This is a genomic window from Streptomyces sp. NPDC001406, from assembly GCF_042895285.1.
Classification (GTDB): domain Bacteria; phylum Actinomycetota; class Actinomycetes; order Streptomycetales; family Streptomycetaceae; genus Streptomyces.
Window position 1 is genome coordinate 368,746 of sequence record NZ_JBIAWG010000007.1, and the last position, 21,844, is coordinate 390,589.

Annotated in this window: 21 protein-coding genes; 20 read left to right on the forward strand and 1 reads right to left on the reverse strand. The window is 70.3% G+C overall.

Translation table 11 applies throughout. The annotated features are described in order from the left end of the window. The first annotated feature begins 4 nt into the window (after positions 1-4). The 10 genes from ruvX (at position 5) to nusB (ending at position 9,572) form a co-directional block, all read left to right on the forward strand. Positions 5-469, forward strand: a complete 465-nt coding sequence (gene ruvX / locus ACFY1J_RS19540; RefSeq protein ID WP_390710843.1) for a Holliday junction resolvase RuvX — start codon at positions 5-7, stop codon at positions 467-469. Positions 470-592: 123 nt separating this feature from the next. Further along, on the forward strand, positions 593-2,308 hold the full coding sequence (gene mltG, locus ACFY1J_RS19545) for an endolytic transglycosylase MltG (protein WP_390710842.1): 1,716 nt from the start codon (positions 593-595) through the stop codon (positions 2,306-2,308). An 82-nt stretch (positions 2,309-2,390) separates the two neighbouring features. Then, positions 2,391-3,230, forward strand: a complete 840-nt coding sequence (locus ACFY1J_RS19550; RefSeq protein WP_390710841.1) for a shikimate dehydrogenase — start codon at positions 2,391-2,393, stop codon at positions 3,228-3,230. Between the two features lie 175 nt (positions 3,231-3,405). After that, positions 3,406-4,590 carry a chorismate synthase gene (gene aroC / locus ACFY1J_RS19555; protein WP_390710840.1) on the forward strand — a complete coding sequence of 395 codons (1,185 nt, stop codon included), beginning with the start codon at positions 3,406-3,408 and terminating at the stop codon, positions 4,588-4,590. Between the two features lie 32 nt (positions 4,591-4,622). Next, the gene (locus tag ACFY1J_RS19560; RefSeq protein WP_390711026.1) at positions 4,623-5,105 is read left to right on the forward strand and encodes a shikimate kinase; all 483 of its coding nucleotides are present in this window, start codon (positions 4,623-4,625) and stop codon (positions 5,103-5,105) included. Beyond that, a complete protein-coding gene (gene aroB, locus ACFY1J_RS19565) occupies positions 5,102-6,193 on the forward strand; it encodes a 3-dehydroquinate synthase (RefSeq protein WP_390710839.1) in 1,092 nt (363 codons plus the stop codon). The genes ACFY1J_RS19560 and aroB overlap by 4 nt, the downstream gene beginning before the upstream one ends. 222 nt (positions 6,194-6,415) lie before the next feature. After that, on the forward strand, positions 6,416-7,306 hold the full coding sequence (locus ACFY1J_RS19570; RefSeq protein WP_390710838.1) for a Pro-rich N-terminal domain-containing protein: 891 nt from the start codon (positions 6,416-6,418) through the stop codon (positions 7,304-7,306). Positions 7,307-7,410: 104 nt separating this feature from the next. Further along, positions 7,411-8,517, forward strand: a complete 1,107-nt coding sequence (locus ACFY1J_RS19575) for an aminopeptidase P family protein (protein WP_390710837.1) — start codon at positions 7,411-7,413, stop codon at positions 8,515-8,517. Positions 8,518-8,568: 51 nt separating this feature from the next. Next, positions 8,569-9,135 carry an elongation factor P gene (gene efp, locus ACFY1J_RS19580; protein ID WP_046726575.1) on the forward strand — a complete coding sequence of 189 codons (567 nt, stop codon included), beginning with the start codon at positions 8,569-8,571 and terminating at the stop codon, positions 9,133-9,135. 2 nt (positions 9,136-9,137) lie between these two features. After that, entirely contained in the window at positions 9,138-9,572 is a 435-nt protein-coding gene (gene nusB, locus ACFY1J_RS19585) for a transcription antitermination factor NusB (RefSeq protein WP_390710836.1), read from the forward strand. 196 nt (positions 9,573-9,768) lie between these two features. Here nusB and bldD read toward each other — a convergent pair whose 3' ends face one another. Then, the gene (gene bldD / locus ACFY1J_RS19590) at positions 9,769-10,272 is read right to left on the reverse strand and encodes a transcriptional regulator BldD (protein ID WP_086170636.1); all 504 of its coding nucleotides are present in this window, start codon (positions 10,270-10,272) and stop codon (positions 9,769-9,771) included. Between the two features lie 254 nt (positions 10,273-10,526). On the opposite strand from bldD, the gene pyrR reads away from it, so the two are divergent. From pyrR to gmk, 10 genes are all read left to right on the forward strand, one after another. Beyond that, positions 10,527-11,108 carry a bifunctional pyr operon transcriptional regulator/uracil phosphoribosyltransferase PyrR gene (pyrR, locus tag ACFY1J_RS19595; protein WP_363296842.1) on the forward strand — a complete coding sequence of 194 codons (582 nt, stop codon included), beginning with the start codon at positions 10,527-10,529 and terminating at the stop codon, positions 11,106-11,108. A 95-nt stretch (positions 11,109-11,203) separates the two neighbouring features. Next, on the forward strand, positions 11,204-12,184 hold the full coding sequence (locus ACFY1J_RS19600) for an aspartate carbamoyltransferase catalytic subunit (RefSeq protein ID WP_263206597.1): 981 nt from the start codon (positions 11,204-11,206) through the stop codon (positions 12,182-12,184). Positions 12,185-12,189: 5 nt separating this feature from the next. Beyond that, positions 12,190-13,476, forward strand: a complete 1,287-nt coding sequence (locus ACFY1J_RS19605; protein WP_390710835.1) for a dihydroorotase — start codon at positions 12,190-12,192, stop codon at positions 13,474-13,476. After that, on the forward strand, positions 13,473-14,051 hold the full coding sequence (locus ACFY1J_RS19610) for a hypothetical protein (RefSeq protein ID WP_390731571.1): 579 nt from the start codon (positions 13,473-13,475) through the stop codon (positions 14,049-14,051). Before ACFY1J_RS19605 ends, ACFY1J_RS19610 begins: the two co-directional genes overlap by 4 nt. After that, the gene (gene carA, locus ACFY1J_RS19615) at positions 14,048-15,220 is read left to right on the forward strand and encodes a glutamine-hydrolyzing carbamoyl-phosphate synthase small subunit (protein ID WP_390731572.1); all 1,173 of its coding nucleotides are present in this window, start codon (positions 14,048-14,050) and stop codon (positions 15,218-15,220) included. Before ACFY1J_RS19610 ends, carA begins: the two co-directional genes overlap by 4 nt. Further along, positions 15,213-18,530: a carbamoyl-phosphate synthase large subunit gene (carB, locus tag ACFY1J_RS19620; RefSeq protein WP_390731573.1), complete on the forward strand. Its 3,318-nt coding sequence runs from the start codon at positions 15,213-15,215 to the stop codon at positions 18,528-18,530. Before carA ends, carB begins: the two co-directional genes overlap by 8 nt. A 55-nt stretch (positions 18,531-18,585) precedes the next feature. After that, positions 18,586-19,701 carry a quinone-dependent dihydroorotate dehydrogenase gene (locus ACFY1J_RS19625; protein WP_390731574.1) on the forward strand — a complete coding sequence of 372 codons (1,116 nt, stop codon included), beginning with the start codon at positions 18,586-18,588 and terminating at the stop codon, positions 19,699-19,701. Beyond that, positions 19,698-20,543 (forward strand): orotidine-5'-phosphate decarboxylase, encoded by an 846-nt coding sequence (pyrF, locus tag ACFY1J_RS19630; protein WP_390710830.1) that lies wholly within the window; start codon positions 19,698-19,700, stop codon positions 20,541-20,543. Before ACFY1J_RS19625 ends, pyrF begins: the two co-directional genes overlap by 4 nt. 332 nt (positions 20,544-20,875) lie before the next feature. Continuing rightward, positions 20,876-21,199 (forward strand): integration host factor, encoded by a 324-nt coding sequence (locus ACFY1J_RS19635; RefSeq protein ID WP_003977346.1) that lies wholly within the window; start codon positions 20,876-20,878, stop codon positions 21,197-21,199. 60 nt (positions 21,200-21,259) lie between these two features. Then, positions 21,260-21,817 carry a guanylate kinase gene (gmk, locus tag ACFY1J_RS19640; RefSeq protein WP_390731575.1) on the forward strand — a complete coding sequence of 186 codons (558 nt, stop codon included), beginning with the start codon at positions 21,260-21,262 and terminating at the stop codon, positions 21,815-21,817. Positions 21,818-21,844 lie beyond the last annotated feature (27 nt).

Below are 21,844 nucleotides of genomic sequence, written 5' to 3' on the forward strand. Positions count from 1 at the left end.
AGAAATGCGCAGAGGGCGTCGACTTTCGATCGACGTCGGGGATGCCCGGATCGGGGTCGCCTCGTGCGACCCCGACGGGATCCTCGCCACTCCGGTGGAGACCGTTCCCGGGCGGGACATTCCGGCAGCTCACCGCAGGCTCAGGCAACTGGTCGAGGAGTACGAGCCGATCGAGGTCGTCGTCGGTCTGCCTCGCTCTCTCAAGGGGGGCGAGGGCCCGGCCGCGATCAAGGTCCGCGCCTTCGCCCAGGAACTCGCCAAGGGCGTCAAACCGGTGCCGGTCCGCCTGGTCGACGAGCGGATGACGACGGTGACGGCCAGTCAGGGACTGCGCGCCTCCGGGGTGAAATCCAAGAAGGGCCGCTCCGTCATCGATCAGGCGGCCGCTGTGATCATCCTGCAGCAGGCCCTGGAATCCGAACGGGTGTCAGGTAAACCACCCGGCGAGGGCGTCGAAGTGGTCATCTGATCGCGATACGGTAACGTTCCGCGCGATGCGACGGTGTTCGAACAGCCACCGCACAGCAAGAGGCGGAACGGATACCGGCCCCCGGGCCGCGTGTCGCCGCCGCCTCGCGGCTCTAGGGGATCGATGACTGAGTATGGCCGGGGCCCAGGCTCCGAACCGTGGCATCCGGAGGACCCGTTGTACGGGGACGTCGGATGGGAAGGGCAGCAGCAGGCCCACGTGGGCCAGCAGCCTGCCTACGGCGGCCAGCCGCAGCACTATCCGCAGCAGCCGCAGCAGGGTGGCTGGGGCCAGGGTCAAGGGCAGCAGGGCGGATACGGCCAGCAGCAGAACCAGTACTACGACGCTCAGGGTCGGCCCTACGGCCAGCAGCAGTACGCCGGTCAGCCACAGCAGCAGTACGCCGCGCAGGCCCAGCCGCAGTACCAGCAGGGCGGCTGGGACGCGACCGGCACCCATGGACACGTCCCCTACGCCGCCGACCCGGGCGACCCGTACGGCCAGCAGCCCGTGGCGTACGGCGGGGAGCAGCCCGATCTCTACGGCACACCCGACGCGTATCCCCCGCCGGAGCCGCCCGGCCGCAGGCGTCCCGAACCTGAGCCGGAGACCGACTGGGACCCGGGCCCCGACCAGGGCGAGCACGCCTTCTTCTCGGACGACGATGACGAGGACGACCTCGACGACGACCCGAAGGGCCGGCGCGGGGGCGGTGACGGGAAGGGCAAGACGGCCAAGGGCGGCAAGGGCGCCAAGAAGAAACGGCGCAACGGCTGCGCCTGCATGGTGGTCGTCCTGGTGTTCGGCGGCGGCCTCGGCGCGGTCGGTTACTACGGGTATCAGTTCTACCAAAATCGTTTCGGCGCGGCCCCGGACTATGCGGGCAGCGGAAACGGTGAGCAGGTCGTGGTCGTCATCCCGAAGGGCGCCGGCGGCTGGGCGATCGGCCAGAAGCTGCAAGAGGCGGGCGTCGTCGAGAGCGCGGCCGCGTTCGTCTCCGCACAGCAGGCCAACCCCAAGAGCAAGTTCCTCCAGGACGGCGTCTACACGCTGGAGAAGCACATGTCCGCCGCGAGCGCGGTGGAACTGATGCTCAGCCCGAAGAGCCGCAGCAACATGATCATCGCCGAGGGCCGGCGCAACTCGGCGGTCTACAGCGAGATCGACCAGCGCCTCGGAGTGAAGGCGGGCACCACGGCCGCCGTCGCGAAGAAGGAGTACAAGCACCTCGGTCTGCCCGCCTGGGCGCTGAACCAGCCGAACCTCAAGGACCCGCTGGAAGGCTTCCTCTACCCCTCCAGCTACCCGGTCGCAAAGGGTCAGAAGCCCGAGGCCGTCCTCAAGAACATGGTGTCCCAGGCCACCGCCACGTACCGGGAACTGGGCGTGGAGAAGAAGGCCAAGGCGCTCGGCCTCGACAGTCCGTGGCAGCTGCTCACCGTGGCGAGCCTGGTGCAGGCCGAGGGCACGAGCCACGACGACTTCCGCAAGATGGCCGAGGTCGTCTACAACCGCCTCAAGCCCGACAATCCGCAGACCTACGGGCGGCTGGAGTTCGACTCCACGTACAACTACGTGAAGAACCAGAGCAAGATCGACCTGAGCATCGCCGAGCTGCGCAGGTACAACAACCCGTACAACACCTACTACTCCAAGGGTCTGCCGCCGGGCCCGATCGACAACCCCGGCGAGGAGGCGCTCAGGGGCGCGCTCGCCCCGACGCACGACGGCTGGTACTACTTCATCTCGATGGACGGCAAGACCAGCAAGTTCACCAAGACGCTCGCGGAGCACGAGAAGCTGGTCAACCAGTGGAACGAGGCGCGGAAGAAGAGCTGACCATCTGCGTAAGATCCGCACACACCGTCAGACAGCAGCTCTTCGGTCGATGAGTGGCGATGTCCCGATATCCGAGGTTCCCATGACGTCAAGGGCAGTTGACGCCCGCCGTGCCGCCGTGCTCGGTTCGCCCATCGCCCACTCGCTCTCCCCGGTGCTGCACCGGGCCGCGTACGACGCTCTGGGCCTCACCGGGTGGTCGTACGACCGCTTCGAGGTCGACGAGGCCGGCCTGCCCGGTTTCCTGGAGGGGCTGGGCCCGGAGTGGGCGGGGCTGTCGCTGACCATGCCGCTGAAGCGGGCGGTCATCCCGCTGGTCGACGAGATCAGTGAGACGGCCGCCTCCGTCGACGCGGTCAACACGGTCGTCTTCACCGAGGACGGCCGGCGCCTGGGAGACAACACCGACATTCCGGGCATCGTGGCCGCCCTTCGTGAGCACGGCATCGAACAGGTCGACTCGGCGGCCATCCTCGGTGCGGGCGCCACCGCCTCCTCCGCCCTGGCCGCCCTGGCCCGGATCTGCACCGGCGAGGTCGTCGCCTACGTCCGCAGCGAGACCCGGGCCGCCGAGATGCGGCAGTGGGGTGAGCGGCTCGACGTCGAGGTCCGTACGGCGGACTGGGACGACGCGGCACAGGCCCTGCGCGCGCCCCTCGTGATCGCCACCACCCCCGCCGGCACCACCGACGCGCTGGCCACCGCCGTACCCGAGCGGCCCGCCACCCTCTTCGACGTGCTCTACAACCCCTGGCCCACCGACCTCGCCGCCCGCTGGTCCATGTTCGGCGGGGCCGTCGTCAGCGGCCTGGACCTGCTGGTGCACCAGGCCGTGCTCCAGGTAGAGCAGATGACCGGGCGTGCGCCGGGCCCGCTGGACGCCATGCGCCGGGCCGGGGAGAAGGCGCTCGCCGAGCGCTGACTTCCCGTTTCCCTCCCGACGCGCGTCCGCTTGCTGGACCGGCGGCCGGACAGCGCCTCGGACGTGGGAGGATCGGAGGTGGCGGACCGGGGCCGCGCACCCGGTCGAGCCGTCGCCGTACGCGAGGTCGCGCGTACGCAGGGCAGTACCAGGGCGCGAGCACTGAGGAGCATCGTTGAGCAGGCTGCGTTGGCTGACCGCGGGAGAGTCCCACGGTCCCGCACTTGTCGCGACGCTGGAGGGCCTTCCCGCCGGCGTGCCGATCACCACCGAGATGGTCGCCGACCACCTCGCGCGGCGGCGGCTCGGCTATGGGCGCGGTGCGCGGATGAAGTTCGAGCGCGACGAGGTCACCTTCCTCGGCGGCGTCCGCCACGGCCTCACCCTCGGCTCCCCGGTCGCGATCATGGTCGGCAACAGCGAGTGGCCCAAGTGGGAGCAGGTCATGGCGGCCGACCCGGTGGACCCGGAGGTCCTCGCCGGGCTCGCCCGCAACGCCCCGCTGACCCGTCCGCGTCCTGGTCACGCGGACCTCGCGGGCATGCAGAAGTACGGCTTCGACGATGCCCGGCCGATCCTGGAGCGTGCCTCGGCGCGTGAGACGGCGGCCCGTGTGGCACTCGGCGCCGTCGCCCGGTCGTACCTGAAGGAGACGGTGGGCATCGAGATCGTCTCGCACGTCGTGGAGCTGTGCTCCGTGAAGGCTCCGCAGGGTGTGTACCCGACCCCGGCGGACGTCGAGAAGCTGGACGCCGACCCGCTGCGCTGCCTGGACGCGGACGCGTCGAAGGCGATGGTCGCGGAGGTCGACCAGGCCCACAAGGACGGCGACACGCTCGGCGGCGTGGTCGAGGTGCTGGCGTACGGCGTTCCGGTGGGCCTCGGTTCGCATGTGCACTGGGACCGCAAGCTGGACGCCCGGCTGGCCGGGGCCCTGATGGGCATTCAGGCGATCAAGGGCGTCGAGCTCGGCGACGGCTTCGAGCTGGCCCGGGTTCCGGGTTCTAAGGCGCACGACGAGATCGTCAACACGCCCGAGGGCATCCGCCGCGTCTCCGGCCGCTCCGGCGGCACCGAGGGCGGGTTGACCACCGGCGAGCTGCTGCGGGTGCGGGCCGCGATGAAGCCGATCGCGACCGTGCCGCGGGCGCTGCAGACCGTGGACGTGTCGACCGGCGAAGCCACCCAGGCCCACCACCAGCGCTCCGACGTCTCCGCCGTGCCGGCCGCGGGCATCGTCGCCGAGGCGATGGTCGCCCTGGTCCTCGCCGACGCGGTGGCGGAGAAGTTCGGCGGCGACTCGGTCACCGAGACCCGCCGCAACGTCCAGTCGTACCTCGACAACCTGGCGATCCGGTGAGCGCCGTGCCCGCGGTCGTGCTCGTCGGTCCGATGGGTGTCGGCAAGTCCACGGTCGGGCAGCTGCTCGCCGAGCGGCTGGGCGTCGGCTACCGGGACACCGACGAGGACATCGTGGCCGCCGAGGGCCGGACCATCGCCGACATCTTCGTGGAGGACGGCGAGCCCGCCTTCCGCGCGATCGAGAAGCGGGCGGTGCACACCGCGCTCGCCGAGCACCAGGGCGTTCTCGCGCTCGGCGGCGGCGCCGTCCTCGACGAGGACACCCGTGCGCTGCTCGCCGGGAACCGGGTGGTCTACCTCTCGATGGACGTCGAGGAGGCCGTCAGGCGGACCGGTCTGAACGTGGCCCGGCCGCTGCTCGCGGTCAACCCGCGCAAGCAGTGGCGCGAGCTGATGGAGGCGCGGCGGCACCTGTACGAGGGGGTCGCCACGGCGGTCGTGTCCACGGACGGCCGTACACCCGAAGAGGTCACCCAAGCAGCGTTGGACGCACTGGAGTTGAAGGAAGCATGAGCGAGGCAGTGACGCGGATCCAGGTCGGCGGCACGGCGGGCACCGAGCCGTACGAGGTCCTGGTGGGCCGTCAACTCCTGGGTGAACTCGCCGGGTTGATCGGTGACCGGGTCAAGCGGGTCGCGGTGATCCACCCCGAGGCCCTCGCGGAGACGGGCGACGCCCTGCGGGCCGACCTGGCCGGACAGGGCTACGAGGCCGTCGCCATCCAGGTGCCCAACGCAGAGGAGGCCAAGACCGCCGAGGTCGCCGCCTACTGCTGGAAGGCGCTCGGCCAGTCCGGGTTCACCCGCAGCGACGTGATCGTCGGCGTCGGCGGCGGCGCGACCACCGACCTCGCCGGATTCGTGGCCGCGACCTGGCTGCGCGGGGTCCGCTGGATCGCGGTCCCGACGACCGTGCTGGCCATGGTCGACGCGGCCGTCGGCGGCAAGACCGGCATCAACACGGCCGAGGGCAAGAACCTCGTCGGCGCCTTCCACCCGCCGACGGGCGTGCTGTGCGACCTGGCCGCGCTGGAGTCGCTGTCCGTCAACGACTACGTCTCCGGGCTCGCCGAGATCATCAAGGCCGGTTTCATCGCCGACCCGGTGATCCTGGAGCTCATCGAGTCCGACCCCGAGGCGGCGCGCACCCCGGCGGGCCCGCACACGGCCGAGCTGATCGAGCGGTCGATCCGGGTCAAGGCGGAGGTCGTCTCCTCCGACCTGAAGGAGTCGGGCCTGCGCGAGATCCTCAACTACGGCCACACGCTCGGCCACGCGATCGAGAAGAACGAGCGCTACACGTGGCGGCATGGCGCCGCGGTCGCGGTCGGTATGCACTTCGCCGCCGAACTCGGCCGCCTGGCGGGCCGGTTGGACGACGCGACGGCCGACCGTCACCGCACGGTCCTGGAGGCCGTCGGGCTGCCGCTGCACTACCGCCACGACCAGTGGCCCAAGCTGCTGGAGACGATGAAGGTCGACAAGAAGTCCCGCGGCGACCTGCTGCGCTTCATCGTTCTCGACGGCCTCGCCAAGCCGACCGTCCTGGAGGGTCCCGACCCGGCCGTACTTCTCGCCGCGTACGGAGAAGTGGGCCAGTAAGTCCCCCGACGTTCCTTCTGCCCGAATCGCCTTCGCAGGCGGGCACTTTGCACCGCCCCCGGTCGTTTCACCAAACGACGACCGGGGGCGGTACCGTTCGGATGGGGGCCCCTCCCACGCCCTTTAGGCTGTGGGGGAGAGCGGGTCCACGCCCGCTGCCAGCACCAATTGCCCGCGGCGAGTGGTGGACCGAGCAAGAAGAACGAGACGGAGTGGCACCGGATGCAGCACGCAGTGGGATCTCCGCTGCCGCAGCCCCCTCAGCCGGGGCAGGGACCGGCCGCCGGCTGGTCGCCGGCCGCACACCACCCGGGTCCGCACCACCCGGGAGCCCACCAGGGTCCCGCACCCGTGCCTCCACCGCCACCGGCGCCGGGCTTCACCGGCGCCGGAATCCCGTCCGGACCGATGCCGCCCGCACCCCCGCAGCCCCCGGTCCCGCAGCACGCTCCCGCTCCGTCGACGCCCGACACCACCGGCCATGTGCCACTGCCGCCCGGCGGCCCCGTCGCCATGCCCAGCGCGCCGCCCGCCGCGGTCGCGCCCGACCCGACGGCCACGACGCTGGCCGTGCTGCTGATCGGCCCGGCGGGTGCGGGCAAGACGAGCGTGGCCAAGTACTGGGCGGACCACCGCCGGGTCCCCACCGCCCACATCAGCCTCGACGACGTGCGCGAATGGGTCCGCTCGGGCTTCGCCGACCCCCAGTCCGGCTGGAACGACCACTCCGAGGCGCAGTACCGCCTGGCCCGCCGCACCTGCGGCTTCGCCGCCCGGAACTTCCTGGCCAACGGCATCTCGTGCATCCTCGACGACGCGGTCTTCCCGGACCGCCCGGTCGTCGGCCTCGGCGGCTGGAAGCGCCATGTGGGCCCCGGCCTGCTCCCCGTCGTCCTGCTGCCCGGCCTGGACATCGTCCTGGAGCGCAACGCCGAGCGCACCGGCAACCGCCGCCTCACCGACGAGGAGGTCGCCCGCATCCACGGCCGCATGGCCGGCTGGTACGGCTCGGGCCTCCCGATCATCGACAACTCCCAGCTCGACGTCCCGGCCACGGCACGGGTCCTGGACGACGTCCTGGCCAGGGCGATAGCCAGCCCCCCGAACTGGTAGCCAGGGGCGCCGCCGCCCCCCGCACTTCGCGGCCGAACCCACCCCGTCCCCCGACCGCACCCTCCCAACCGGCACAATCCGCCCACCGCTCCTACGCTCGTGTCATGTCAGAGGTGTACGCGGCCCGCCGAGCCAGGCTCAAAGAACGCTGCAACGCCGGCGGCAGCCCCGCCGCGCTGGTGTCATGCCCCGCCAACGTGCGGTACCTCGCGGGCGCGTCCCCGCAGGGTGCCGTGCTGCTGCTCGGCAGACGCGAGGATCTCCTGGTGTGCGCCGACCCGCCCGACGACCGCCCCTGCGAAGGGCGGCCGGACGAGAACCTGAGGGTGCACATCCTGTCCGCCAGGGGAGGCGACCCGGCGGTCGCGGCAGCCGGGCTCGCCACGGCCCAGGACGCCGACTCCATGGCCGTCGAGGAACACCACCTCACGGTCAGCCGCCACCGGGCGCTCGCCTCGACCGCCCCCGAGCTGCGCCTCGCCGACCTCGGCGGAGCCGTCGAGCAGCTCAGGGTCGTCAAGGACGAGGAGGAGATCTCCTGCCTGCGGATCGGCGCCGAGATCGCCGACCAGGCGCTGGGCGAACTCCTGGAGTCCATCCTGGTCGGCCGCACCGAACGGCACCTCGCCCTGGAACTGGAGCGGCGGCTCGTCGACCACGGCGCCGACGGCCCCGGCTTCCCCACCTCCGTGGCCACCGGGCCGAACTCCGGCCGCCGCGGCCACCGCCCCACCGACCGGCGCGTCGAGGAGGGCGACTTCCTCTCCGTCTGTCTGGGCGCCACCTATCGCGGCTATCGCTGCGAGATCGGCCGTACCTTCGTCATCGGTACGTCCCCGGCCGACTGGCAGATCGAGCTGTACGACCTGGTCTTCGCCGCTCAGCGGGCCGGCCGGGAGGCCCTGGCACCCGGTGCGGCCTACCGTGACGTGGACCGGGCCGCACGGCAGATACTGGATTCGGCAGGGTACGGAGAAGGCCTGCAGCCGCTCACGGGACATGGGGTAGGACTCGAAATCGACGAGGACCCGCAGTTGGCTCCCGCAGCCATGGGTAAACTGGACGCTTGCGTGCCGGTCACCGTCGAACCGGGGGTCCACCTCCCGGGCCGGGGCGGTGTCCGGATCGATGACACGCTCGTCGTGCGCCCCGAGGCGGACGGCGGACCCGAGCTACTCACCATCACGACCAAGGAGCTGCTCGCCCTCTAGGCAGGTGCGTGCCCCGGGGTCGTCCACGTCAGTCCAGGAGATTCCGCAACCGTGGCTTCCACGAACGACCTCAAGAACGGCCTGGTGCTCAAGCTCGAAGGCGGCCAGCTCTGGTCCGTCGTCGAGTTCCAGCACGTCAAGCCCGGCAAGGGCCCCGCTTTCGTGCGCACCAAGCTCAAGAACGTGCTGTCCGGCAAGGTGGTCGACAAGACCTTCAACGCCGGCGTCAAGGTCGAGACGGCCACTGTCGACAAGCGCGACATGCAGTTCTCGTACATGGACGGCGAGTACTTCGTCTTCATGGACATGGACACGTACGACCAGCTGCACATCGACCGGAAGACCGTCGGCGACGCCGCGAACTTCCTGATCGAGGGCTTCACGGCCGTCGTCGCCCAGCACGAAGGCGAGGTGCTCTTCGTCGAGCTCCCGGCCGCCGTCGAGCTGACCATCCAGGAGACCGAGCCGGGCGTCCAGGGCGACCGCTCCACCGGTGGCACCAAGCCCGCCACCCTGGAGACCGGGCACCAGATCCAGGTCCCGCTCTTCATCACCACCGGTGAGAAGATCAAGGTCGACACCCGTACGAGCGACTACCTCGGCCGGGTGAACAGCTAACCGTGGCTGCCCGTAACACGGCCCGCAAGCGCGCCTTCCAGATCCTCTTCGAGGGCGATCAGCGCGGGGCCGGTGTCCTGACGGTCCTCGCGGACTGGATCCGGCTCTCCCGGACCGACGACCGGCAGCCGCCGGTGAGCGAGTACACGATGCAGCTGGTCGAGGGCTACGCGCAGCACGTGCGGCGCATCGACGAGCTGATCGCCCAGTACGCGGTCGGCTGGACGCTCGACCGCATGCCGGTCGTCGACCGCAACATCCTGCGGCTGGGTGCGTACGAGCTGATCTGGGTCGACGAGACCCCGGACGCCGTCGTCCTCGACGAGATGGTGCAGCTGGCGAAGGAGTTCTCCACGGACGAGTCGCCCTCGTTCGTCAACGGCCTGCTCGGGCGGCTGAAGGAGCTCAAGCCCTCGCTGCGCCGGGACGAGGCGTAAGCCGGAACGAGGCCCAAGAGGCATCGAAGGCCTCAGCGGTACAGACGCCACAGGGCCCGCAGCACGACTGCTGCGGGCCCTCTGGCGTCTTCGTACGTGTGAGCCCTGTGAGGCCCGCAGAAAGCCGCCGGGGTGGCCGGAACCGTGAAGTTCCGGCCACCCCGGCGGCACGTTTCTGCTCAAGTGCTGAGCGGGCTCAGCTCTCCTCGTGGGTGGCCACGGCACGGCGCGCGTCCGCGTCCAGGACACCCCAGCTGATCAGCTGCTCGGTCAGGACCGAGGGCGACTGGTCGTAGATGACGGCGAGTGTGCGGAGGTCGTCCTGCCGGATCGACAGCACCTTGCCGTTGTAGTCGCCGCGCTGGGACTGGATCGTCGCCGCGTACCGCTGCAGGGGGCCGGCCTTCTCGGCCGGGACCGTGGCGAGCCGCTCCAGGTCCAGGACCAGCTTCGGCGGCGGCTCGGCCGCGCCGCCCGGGGTGGTGCCCGGAAGCAGCTCCTGCACCGGAACACCATAGAAATCGGCCAGCTCCGCAAGGCGCTGCACGGTTACGGCGCGGTCGCCGCGCTCGTACGAACCGACCACGACCGCCTTCCAGCGTCCCTGGGACTTCTCCTCGACACCGTGGAGGGAAAGGCCCTGCTGGGTGCGGATGGCCCGGAGCTTGGCCCCGAGCTGTTTGGCGTATTCGCTGGACATATGGCTCCCCGGACACTGTGTCGACGCGGCCGGCTGTGGTTCCGAGCCGCGCGGCTGGTAACTCACTGTGAGGTTACGCAGCGTGACACCCGCGCGTCAAGCCGAATGGTCCACACCGACTCTTCCGTGGTAGCGGTGACTCATTACGCCATAGGGGTGATCAGGGGCGTCGCCGCGACCTGCTACCGTGGATGGCGCAAATCCGACGTCCTTTAAGGTCCGTCCCGTGAGGCGGAGAAGGAGGTCCGTTTCGTATGGACAAGCAGGACATTCAAGCGTCCGATGCGCGGCCCGTTCTCGAAGGGCCCGACATCGCACGGGTGTTGACCCGTATCGCCCACGAGATCGTCGAGCGCGCCAAGGGCGCCGACGATGTGGTGCTCCTCGGCATTCCGACCCGGGGCGTCTTCCTCGCCCAGCGGCTCGCCGCCAAGCTCGAAGAGGTCACCGACCGCAAGATCCCGGTCGGCTCCCTCGACATCACCATGTACCGCGACGACCTGCGCATGCACCCGCCTCGTGCGCTGGCCCGCACCGACATCCCCGGTGACGGCATCGACGGCCGGCTGGTCGTCCTCGTCGACGACGTGCTCTTCTCCGGCCGCACGATCCGCGCCGCCCTCGACGCCCTGAACGACATCGGGCGCCCCCGGGCGGTCCAGCTCGCGGTCCTCGTCGACCGCGGCCACCGCGAACTGCCCATCCGCGCCGACTATGTCGGCAAGAACCTCCCCACGTCGCTGCGGGAGACGGTCAAGGTCCAGCTCGCCGAGGAGGACGGTCGCGACACCGTGCTGCTCGGTGCGAAGCCGGCCGCCCCGGGCGAGCAGCAGTAGCGCACCGGCGTACGGCACCCGCCGTACGCCCCGCACCCGCGCCCCTGCCTGCCCGGAATCTCCCAAAACCTGAACTGCCTTACGGAGCCTGACAGATGCAGCGTCATCTCATCTCGGCCGCCGATCTCACCCGCGACGACGCCGTCCTGATCCTCGACACCGCCGAGGAGATGGCCCGGGTCGCCGACCGGCCGATCAAAAAGCTGCCGACCCTGCGCGGCCGCACGATCGTCAACCTCTTCTTCGAGGACTCCACGCGGACCCGGATCTCCTTCGAAGCCGCGGAGAAGCGTCTGTCCGCGGACGTCATCAACTTCTCCGCCAAGGGGTCGAGCGTCTCCAAGGGCGAGTCCCTGAAGGACACCGCCCAGACCCTGGAGGCGATGGGCGTCGACGCCGTCGTCATCCGGCACGGCGCCTCCGGAGCCCCCTACCGCCTGGCCAACTCCGGCTGGATCGACGCGGCCGTCATCAACGCCGGTGACGGCACCCACCAGCACCCCACCCAGGCCCTGCTCGACGCCTTCACCATGCGCCGCCGGCTGATCGGCCGGGACGCCGGGCTCGGCCAGGACCTCGCCGGCAAGCGCATCACCATCGTCGGGGACGTGCTGCACAGCCGCGTCGCCCGCTCCAACGTCGACCTGCTGCACACCCTCGGCGCGGAGGTCACCCTGGTCGCCCCGCCCACGCTGGTGCCGGTCGGCGTCGGGAACTGGCCCTGCGAGGTGTCGTACGACCTCGACAGCACCCTGCCGAAGTCCGACGCCGTGATGATGCTCCGCGTGCAGCGCGAGCGCATGAACGCCGCCTTCTTCCCGACCGAGCGCGAGTACTCGCGGCGCTACGGCCTCGACGGCGACCGCATGGCCAAGATGCCCGAGCACGCCATCGTGATGCACCCCGGCCCCATGGTCCGCGGCATGGAGATCACCGCCGAGGTCGCCGACTCCGAGCGCTGCACCGTCGTCGAGCAGGTGGCGAACGGAGTCTCCATCCGGATGGCCGTTCTGTATCTGCTGCTGGGCGGCAACGAACCCGCCGTCACCCACGCCCGCACCCTCGAGGAGAAGTAGGACCCATGAGCAAGATCCTGATCCGTGGTGCGAAGGTGCTCGGCGGCGAGCCGCAGGACGTGCTGATCGACGGCGAGACGATCGCCGAGGTCGGCGTCGGACTGAGCGCCGACGGCGCGGAGGTGGTGGAGGCCGCAGGCAAGGTGCTGCTGCCGGGCCTGGTCGACCTGCACACCCATCTGCGCGAGCCGGGCCGCGAGGACTCCGAGACCGTGCTGACCGGCACGCGTGCCGCCGCCAGTGGTGGGTACACGGCCGTGTTCGCCATGGCCAACACCTTCCCGGTCGCCGACACCGCCGGCGTCGTCGAGCAGGTCTACCGGCTCGGCCAGGAGCACGGCTACTGCGATGTGCAGCCCATCGGCGCCGTCACCGTCGGTCTGGAGGGCAAGAAGCTCGCCGAGCTGGGCGCGATGCACGAGTCGGCGGCTGGCGTGACCGTCTTCTCCGACGACGGCAAGTGCGTCGACGACGCCGTGATCATGCGCCGCGCACTGGAGTACGTGAAGGCCTTCGGCGGCGTCGTCGCCCAGCACGCGCAGGAGCCGCGGCTGACCGAGGGCGCCCAGATGAACGAGGGCGTCGTCTCCGCCGAGCTCGGCCTGGGCGGCTGGCCGGCCGTCGCCGAGGAGTCGGTCATCGCCCGCGACGTCCTGCTCGCCGAGCACGTCGGCTCCCGCGTCCACATCTGCCACCTGTCGACCGCCGGGTCCGTCGAGATCGTCCGCTGGGCCAAGTCCCGCGGCATCGACGTCACCGCCGAGGTGACCCCGCACCACCTCCTCCTGACGGACGAGATGGTGCGCACCTACAACCCGGTGTACAAGGTCAACCCGCCGCTGCGCACCGAGCGCGACGTGCTGGCCCTGCGCGAGGCGCTCGCCGACGGCACGATCGACATCGTCGCCACCGACCACGCCCCGCACCCGCACGAGGACAAGGACTGCGAGTGGGCCGCGGCCGCCATGGGCATGGTGGGCCTGGAGACCGCGCTGTCGGTGGTCCAGGAGACCATGGTCGACACGGGCCTGCTGGACTGGGCCGGCGTCGCCGACCGCATGTCCGTCAAGCCCGCGCGGATCGGACGGGCCGAGGGCCACGGCCGTCCCGTCTCGGCAGGCGAGCCCGCCAACCTCACGCTCGTCGACACCGCATACCGTGGCCAGGTGGACCCCGCGGGCTTCGCCTCGCGCAGCCGCAACACCCCGTACGAGGGACGTGAGCTGCCGGGCCGTGTCACCCACACGTGGCTGCGGGGCAAGGCGACGCTCGTCGACGGGAAGCTCACGTGACACCTGTAATCCTGCTGGCCGCCGACCTGGCCGAGAAGAAGTCGGCCGAGGTCACCGACTGGGCCGCCCGCGCCGGCTGGCTGGTCGGACTCGTCCTGTTCGTCGCGCTCGTCTACTGGCTGATGCGCGAGGGCTGGAAGTGGCGGGGCACCCTCCAGGGCGACATCCCGGAGCTGCCCAGCGCGCCGGACGACCTCGGCCCGGCCAGACTGAGCATGAGCGGCCGCTACCACGGCTCCACCACCGCCGGGCAGTGGCTGGACCGCATCGTGGCCCACGGCCTCGGCACCCGCAGCCGGGCCGAGCTCACCCTGACGGACGCGGGCCTCGACGTCGTACGCCCCGCGGCGGCCGACTTCTTCGTCCCCGCCGCCGCGCTGCGTGAGGCCCGGCTCGACAAGGGCATTGCGGGCAAGGTCCTCACCGAGGGCGGCCTGCTCGTGGTCACCTGGGCCCACGGGGACCGGCTGATCGACTCCGGCTTCCGTTCCGACCGCGCGGCCGAGCACAACGAGTGGGTCGACGCCATCAACTCCATGATCAAGACAAACAGCACGGAAGGCGCCGAACGATGACGACCTCCATCAAGGGAGCCGCCTCGCAGAGGCACAAGGCAGCTCCCGCCGTACTCGTCCTGGAGGACGGCCGGATCTTCCGCGGCCGCGCCTACGGGGCCGCGGGGGTGACCTTCGGCGAAGCCGTGTTCTCCACCGGCATGACCGGCTACCAGGAGACCCTCACCGACCCGTCGTACCACCGCCAGGTCGTCGTGATGACCGCCCCGCACGTCGGCAACACCGGCGTCAACGACGAGGACCCCGAGTCCAAGCGGATCTGGGTCGCGGGTTACGTCGTGCGCGACCCCGCGCGCGTGCCCTCCAACTGGCGCGCCAAGCGGTCACTGGACGAGGAACTGCGCCACCAGGGCATCGTCGGCATCAGCGGCATCGACACCCGCGCCCTCACCCGCCATCTGCGCGAGCGCGGCGCCATGCGCGTCGGCATCTTCTCCGGCAACGCGCTGCCCGACGAGGGCACGATGCTGGCCGAGGTGCGCCAGGCCCCCGAGATGGAGGGCGCCGACCTCTCCGCCGAGGTCGCCACCAAGGAGACCTACGTCGTCCCCGCGATCGGGGAGAAGAAGTACACCGTCGCCGCCGTCGACCTCGGCATCAAGGGCATGACCCCGCACCGCATGGCCGAGCGCGGCATCGAGGTGCACGTGCTGCCCGCCACGGCGACCGCCGAGGACGTCTACGCCGTCAACCCTGACGGTGTGTTCTTCTCCAACGGCCCCGGCGACCCGGCCACCGCCGACCACGCCGTCTCCGTCATGCGGGCGGTCCTGGAGCGCGGAACCCCGCTCTTCGGCATCTGCTTCGGCAACCAGATCCTCGGCCGCGCGCTCGGCTTCGGCACCTACAAGCTGAAGTACGGCCACCGGGGCATCAACCAGCCGGTGCAGGACCGCACGACCGGCAAGGTCGAGGTCACCGCGCACAACCACGGCTTCGCCGTGGACGCCCCGCTCGACCAGGTCTCCGACACCCCCTTCGGCCGCGTCGAGGTCTCCCACGTCTGCCTCAACGACAACGTGGTGGAGGGCCTCCAGCTCCTCGACAAGCCGGCCTTCAGCGTCCAGTACCACCCCGAAGCAGCCGCGGGTCCGCACGACGCCGCCTACCTGTTCGACCGCTTCACGTCTTTGATGGACACAGTCCTGATGGAGGGCCAGCGTGCCTAAGCGCACCGATATCCAGTCCGTCCTGGTCATCGGCTCCGGCCCGATCGTCATCGGCCAGGCCGCCGAGTTCGACTACTCCGGCACCCAGGCGTGCCGCGTCCTGCGCGCCGAGGGCCTGCGCGTCGTCCTCGTGAACTCCAACCCGGCGACGATCATGACCGACCCGGAGATCGCCGACGCCACCTACGTCGAGCCGATCACCCCGGACTTCGTCGAGAAGATCATCGCCAAGGAGCGGCCGGACGCGCTGCTGCCCACCCTGGGCGGCCAGACGGCCCTCAACACCGCCATCTCGCTGCACGAGAACGGCGTCCTGGACAAGTACGGCGTCGAACTGATCGGCGCCAACGTCGAGGCCATCCACAAGGGCGAGGACCGCGACCAGTTCAAGCTGGTCGTCGAGGCGGTCCGGGAGAAGACCGGCCACGGCGAGTCCGCCCGCTCGGTCATCTGCCACTCCATGGAGGACGTCCTCGCGGGCGTCGAGCAGCTCGGCGGCTACCCGGTCGTCGTCCGCCCGTCCTTCACGATGGGCGGCGCCGGCTCCGGCTTCGCCCACGACGAGGACGAGCTGCGCCGCATCGCAGGCCAGGGTTTGACCCTCTCGCCGACCACCGAGGTGCTCCTGGAGGAGTCCATCCTCGGCTGGAAGGAGTACGAGCTGGAGCTGATGCGCGACAAGCACGACAACGTCGTGGTCGTCTGCTCCATCGAGAACTTCGACCCCATGGGCGTGCACACCGGTGACTCGATCACCGTCGCCCCGGCGATGACCCTCACCGACCGCGAGTACCAGATCCTGCGGGACATCGGCATCGCCGTCATCCGCGAGGTCGGCGTCGACACCGGCGGCTGCAACATCCAGTTCGCGGTGAACCCCGAGGACGGCCGGGTCATCGTCATCGAGATGAACCCGCGTGTGTCGCGCTCCTCGGCCCTCGCGTCCAAGGCGACCGGCTTCCCGATCGCCAAGATCGCGGCCAAGCTCGCCGTCGGCTACACCCTCGACGAGATCCCGAACGACATCACGCGGGAGACCCCGGCCTCCTTCGAGCCGACCCTCGACTACGTCGTCGTGAAGGCCCCGAGGTTCGCGTTCGAGAAGTTCCCGCAGGCCGACTCCACCCTCACCACCACCATGAAGTCGGTCGGCGAGGCCATGGCCATCGGCCGCAACTTCACCGAGGCCTTCCAGAAGGCGCTGCGCTCGCTGGAGAAGAAGGGCAGCCAGTTCACCTTCGTCGGCGAGACGGGCTCCGCCGGGGACAAGGACGAACTGCTGCGCGAGGCCGCACGGCCCACCGACGGCCGGATCAACACGGTCATGCAGGCCATCCGCGCGGGCGCCACGCAGGAGGAGGTGTTCGAGGCCACGAAGATCGACCCGTGGTTCGTCGACCAGCTCTTCCTCATCAAGGAGATCGCCGACGAGCTGGCCGAGGCCGCCGAGCTCACCCCGGAGCTGCTGGCCGAGGCCAAGCGGCACGGCTTCTCCGACCAGCAGATCGGCGAGATCCGCGGGCTGCGCGAGGACGTCGTGCGCGAGGTCCGCCACGCGCTCGGGATCCGGCCGGTCTACAAGACGGTCGACACGTGCGCCGCCGAGTTCGCGGCGCGGACGCCGTACTTCTACTCCTCCTACGACGAAGAGACCGAGGTCGCGCCGCGCGAGAAGCCCGCGGTCATCATCCTCGGCTCCGGTCCGAACCGCATCGGGCAGGGCATCGAGTTCGACTACTCGTGCGTCCACGCCTCCTTCGCGCTCAGCGACGCCGGGTACGAGACCGTGATGGTCAACTGCAACCCGGAGACCGTCTCCACGGACTACGACACCTCCGACCGCCTGTACTTCGAGCCGCTGACCCTCGAGGACGTGCTGGAGATCGTCCACGCGGAGCGGCAGGCCGGTCCGGTCGCCGGTGTGGTGGTCCAGCTGGGCGGCCAGACGCCGCTGGGTCTGTCGCAGGCGCTCAAGGACAACGGCGTGCCGATCGTGGGCACGTCCCCCGAGGCCATCCACGCGGCCGAGGACCGGGGTGCCTTCGGGCGGGTGCTGGCCGAGGCGGGCCTCCCGGCCCCCAAGCACGGCACCGCCACGACCTTCGCCGAGGCCAAGGCCATCGCCGACGAGATCGGCTACCCGGTGCTCGTCCGCCCGTCGTACGTCCTCGGCGGACGCGGCATGGAGATCGTGTACGACGAGACCCGGCTGTCCTCCTACATCGCGGAGTCGACGGAGATCAGCCCCTCGCGCCCGGTGCTGGTCGACCGGTTCCTCGACGACGCGATCGAGATCGACGTCGACGCCCTCTACGACGGCCACGAGCTCTACCTCGGCGGCGTCATGGAGCACATCGAGGAGGCCGGCATCCACTCCGGCGACTCGGCCTGTGCGCTGCCCCCGATCACGCTGGGCGGCTTCGACATCAAGCGGCTGCGCGCCTCGACCGAGGCCATCGCCAAGGGCGTGGGTGTGCGGGGCCTGATCAACATCCAGTTCGCGATGGCGGGCGACATCCTCTACGTCCTGGAGGCCAACCCGCGCGCGTCCCGCACCGTCCCCTTCACCTCGAAGGCGACCGCGGTCCCGCTGGCCAAGGCCGCCGCCCGGATCTCCCTGGGCGCGACCATCGCCGAGCTGCGCGCCGAGGGGCTGCTGCCGGCCAACGGCGACGGCGGCGAGCTGCCGTTCGACGCGCCGATCTCCGTCAAGGAGGCGGTCATGCCGTGGTCGCGGTTCCGCGACATCCACGGCCGCGGTGTGGACACCGTGCTCGGCCCGGAGATGCGCTCCACCGGCGAGGTCATGGGCATCGACTCCGTCTTCGGGACCGCCTACGCCAAGTCCCAGGCGGGTGCCTACGGCCCGCTGCCGACGAAGGGCCGGGCGTTCATCTCGGTCGCCAACCGGGACAAGCGCTCGATGATCTTCCCGGCCCGTGAGCTGGTCGCGCACGGCTTCGAGCTGCTGGCCACGTCCGGCACGGCCGAGGTCCTCAAGCGCAACGGCATCCACGCCACCATCGTGCGCAAGCAGTCGGAGGGCGTCGGACCGAACGGCGAGCGGACGATCGTCCAGCTCATCCACGACGGCGAGGTCGACCTGATCGTCAACACCCCGTACGGCACCGGCGGCCGCCTCGACGGCTACGAGATCCGTACGGCGGCCGTGGCGCGGTCCGTGCCCTGCCTGACGACAGTGCAGGCGCTCGCCGCCGCGGTCCAGGGCATCGACGCCCTCAACCACGGCGACGTGGGCGTGCGTTCGCTCCAGGAACACGCGGAACACCTGACCGCGGCCCGCGACTAGCAGCCCTGAGGGGGACACCGGAAAACGGTGTCCCCCTCTTCATGAGGACACCGACATGTACAAGCTTTTCTTCCGTCTGGTTTTCAAACGGATGGACCCGGAGCAGGCCCACCACCTGGCCTTCCGCTGGATCCGCCTCGCCGTCCGCGTCCCGGTGCTGCGCACCTTCCTCGCGGCCGCCCTCGCGCCCCGCTACAAGGAGCTGCGGACGGAGGCGCTCGGACTGCGGATGCACGGCCCCTTCGGCCTCGCCGCCGGCTTCGACAAGAACGCCGTCGCCGTCGACGGAATGGCGATGCTGGGCTTCGACCACGTCGAGATCGGCACGGTGACGGGCGAGCGGCAGCCCGGAAACCCCAGGAAGCGGCTGTTCCGCCTCGTCCCGGACCGTGCGTTGATCAACCGCATGGGCTTCAACAACGACGGCTCCCTCGCTGTCGCCGCCCGCCTCGCGACCCGTGAGCCGGTCTTCCGGACCGTCGTGGGCGTGAACATCGGCAAGACCAAGGTCGTCCCGGAGGTGGAGGCCGTGGGCGACTACGTGAAGTCCGCCGAGCGGCTCGCGCCGTACGCCGACTACCTGGTGGTCAACGTCTCCTCGCCGAACACGCCCGGGCTGCGCAACCTGCAGGCGACCGAGGCGCTGCGCCCGCTGCTGACCGCAGTGCGCGAGGCCGCCGACCGCACGGTGTCCCACCGCCGGGTCCCGCTGCTGGTGAAGATCGCGCCGGACCTCGCGGACGAGGACGTGGACGCCGTGGCCGACCTGGCCGTCGAGCTCGGCCTGGACGGGATCATCGCCACGAACACCACCATCGCGCGCGAGGGGCTCGGTCTGAAGTCGGACCCGTCCCTCGTCAAGGAGACCGGCGGGCTGTCCGGCGCCCCGCTGAAGGCGCGCTCCCTGGAGGTGCTGCGCCGGCTGTACGCGCGCGTGGGCGACCGGATCACCCTGGTGGGCGTGGGCGGCATCGAGAACGCCGAGGACGCCTGGCAGCGGATCCTGGCGGGCGCCACGCTGGTCCAGGGCTACAGCGCCTTCATCTACGAGGGGCCCTTCTGGGGCCGCGCCATCCACAAGGGGCTCGCCGCCCGGCTCCGTACGAGCCCGTACGCGACCCTCGCCGACGCGGTCGGCGCCGACGTAAGGAAGGCAGGAAAGACGGTATGACCGCCTTGGAGCCCTTCGGCGCACGCCTGCGCCGCGCCATGGACGAGCGCGGCCCGCTCTGCGTCGGCATCGACCCGCACGCGTCGCTGCTCACGGAGTGGGGACTGAACGACGACATCGCAGGCCTGGAGCGGTTCAGCCGCACGGTCGTCGAGGCGATGGCCGACCGGGTGGCCGTGCTCAAGCCGCAGAGCGCGTTCTTCGAGCGCTTCGGCTCGCGGGGCGTCGCCGTCCTGGAGAGGACCGTCGAGGAGGCACGCGCGGCCGGTGCGCTGGTCGTCATGGACGCCAAGCGCGGCGACATCGGCTCGACCATGGCCGCCTACGCCGAGGCCTTCCTGCACAAGGACGCCCCGCTGTTCTCCGACGCCCTGACCGTCTCGCCGTACCTCGGCTACGGCTCGCTGAGCCCGGCGATCGCGCTGGCGCGGGAGAGCGGCGCGGGTCTGTTCGTGCTGGCACTGACCTCCAACCCGGAGGGCGGCGAGGTGCAGCACGCGGTGCGGGCCGGCGGCCGGAACATCGGCGCGACGATGCTGGCCCACCTGGCGGCCGAGAACGCGGGGGAGGAGCCCCTGGGCTCCTTCGGGGCGGTCGTGGGCGCCACGCTCGGCGACCTGTCGTCGTACGACCTCGACATCAACGGTCCGCTCCTCGCCCCCGGCATCGGCGCCCAGGGGGCGACCCCCGCCGATCTTCCCGGGGTCTTCGGGGCGGCGGTGCGCAATGTCGTGCCGAACGTCAGCCGGGGTGTTCTGCGTCACGGTCCCGAGGTCGGAGCGCTGCGTTCGGCCGCGGATCGCTTCGCGGAAGAGATCAGGGCGGCCGTGACGGCCGGCTGAGTCCTCCGATGAGTCTCCGTCGGGGCTTGGGTATGTGTCCGAAGGGTGTTTCGGTGAGGGACGCCTGGACGTCCTGAGTCTGAATACATCCTCAAATCCGGGGCAGTATGTCTGAAATGTCCGGCCTGACGGAGGCTGACCAGGACTTTTCCGCTGTTCTCGCTGACTCTGGCGGTCTCGACCGCTAGTCTCCGAGCAGTGGGGACACCCCCACACCCATTAGGTAGTGGGGGAGAACGGGCAAGCGTGTTGCTCGTGGCTCCCCAGGTGTGGGGCGACTAGGTTCCTCACCGGTCCGTATCCGACAGTTCGACATCCGAGGTGACGTAGGCGTGGCTCTTCCGCCCCTTACCCCTGAACAGCGCGCAGCCGCGCTCGAAAAGGCCGCCGCGGCTCGCCGGGAGCGGGCCGAGGTCAAGAATCGACTCAAGCACTCCGGCGCCTCTCTTCACGAGGTCATCAAGCAGGGCCAGGAGAACGACGTCATCGGCAAGATGAAGGTCTCCGCCCTGCTCGAGTCCCTGCCGGGCGTGGGCAAGGTCCGCGCCAAGCAGATCATGGAGCGACTCGGTATCTCCGAGAGCCGCCGCGTGCGCGGCCTCGGTTCCAACCAGATCGCCTCCCTGGAGCGCGAGTTCGGCAGCACCGGTTCCTGAGTACTGGGCAGTCCGGGACCGGCGTCCCGGGCAACCCGGGATTGCTGGAATAATCGCTGCATGAGTGAACGTCCGCGGCTGACCGTGCTCTCCGGCCCCTCCGGGGTCGGCAAGAGCACGGTCGTCGCCCATATGCGCAAGGAACACCCCGAAGTCTGGCTCTCGGTGTCGGCGACCACCCGTCAGCCCCGCCCCGGCGAGAAGCACGGTGTCCACTACTTCTTCGTCACGGACGAGGAGATGGACAAGCTGATCGCCAACAGCGAGCTGCTGGAGTGGGCCGAATTCGCCGGCAACCGCTACGGCACGCCGCGTGCGGCGGTGCTGGAGCACCTGGAGGCCGGTGTGCCGGTTCTCCTGGAGATCGACCTCCAGGGCGCCCGGCAGGTCCGTGACTCCATGGCGGAGGCCCAGCTGGTGTTCCTGGCTCCTCCCTCCTGGGAGGAACTCGTGCGCAGGCTCACGGGCCGGGGCACCGAGCCGCCCGAGGTGATCGAGCGCCGTCTGGACGCGGCCAAGATCGAGCTGGCGGCCGAGCCGGAGTTCGACGTGACCTTGGTCAACACCTCCGTCGAGGACGTGGCCCGCGAGCTGCTAGCCTTGATGGACGTTGTGTGATCGTGTCTGATCTTTTCCCATCTTTCG

Coding starts and splice junctions, on each gene's coding strand:
- ruvX (WP_390710843.1), top strand. CDS start 5: ATGCGCAGAGGGCGTCGACTTTCGATCGACGTCGGGGATGCCCGGATC.
- mltG (WP_390710842.1), top strand. CDS start 593: ATGACTGAGTATGGCCGGGGCCCAGGCTCCGAACCGTGGCATCCGGAG.
- ACFY1J_RS19550 (WP_390710841.1), top strand. CDS start 2,391: ATGACGTCAAGGGCAGTTGACGCCCGCCGTGCCGCCGTGCTCGGTTCG.
- ACFY1J_RS19560 (WP_390711026.1), top strand. CDS start 4,623: ATGGGTGTCGGCAAGTCCACGGTCGGGCAGCTGCTCGCCGAGCGGCTG.
- aroB (WP_390710839.1), top strand. CDS start 5,102: ATGAGCGAGGCAGTGACGCGGATCCAGGTCGGCGGCACGGCGGGCACC.
- ACFY1J_RS19570 (WP_390710838.1), top strand. CDS start 6,416: ATGCAGCACGCAGTGGGATCTCCGCTGCCGCAGCCCCCTCAGCCGGGG.
- ACFY1J_RS19575 (WP_390710837.1), top strand. CDS start 7,411: ATGTCAGAGGTGTACGCGGCCCGCCGAGCCAGGCTCAAAGAACGCTGC.
- bldD (WP_086170636.1), bottom strand. CDS start 10,272: ATGTCCAGCGAATACGCCAAACAGCTCGGGGCCAAGCTCCGGGCCATC.
- pyrR (WP_363296842.1), top strand. CDS start 10,527: ATGGACAAGCAGGACATTCAAGCGTCCGATGCGCGGCCCGTTCTCGAA.
- ACFY1J_RS19600 (WP_263206597.1), top strand. CDS start 11,204: ATGCAGCGTCATCTCATCTCGGCCGCCGATCTCACCCGCGACGACGCC.
- ACFY1J_RS19605 (WP_390710835.1), top strand. CDS start 12,190: ATGAGCAAGATCCTGATCCGTGGTGCGAAGGTGCTCGGCGGCGAGCCG.
- carA (WP_390731572.1), top strand. CDS start 14,048: ATGACGACCTCCATCAAGGGAGCCGCCTCGCAGAGGCACAAGGCAGCT.
- ACFY1J_RS19625 (WP_390731574.1), top strand. CDS start 18,586: ATGTACAAGCTTTTCTTCCGTCTGGTTTTCAAACGGATGGACCCGGAG.
- pyrF (WP_390710830.1), top strand. CDS start 19,698: ATGACCGCCTTGGAGCCCTTCGGCGCACGCCTGCGCCGCGCCATGGAC.
- gmk (WP_390731575.1), top strand. CDS start 21,260: ATGAGTGAACGTCCGCGGCTGACCGTGCTCTCCGGCCCCTCCGGGGTC.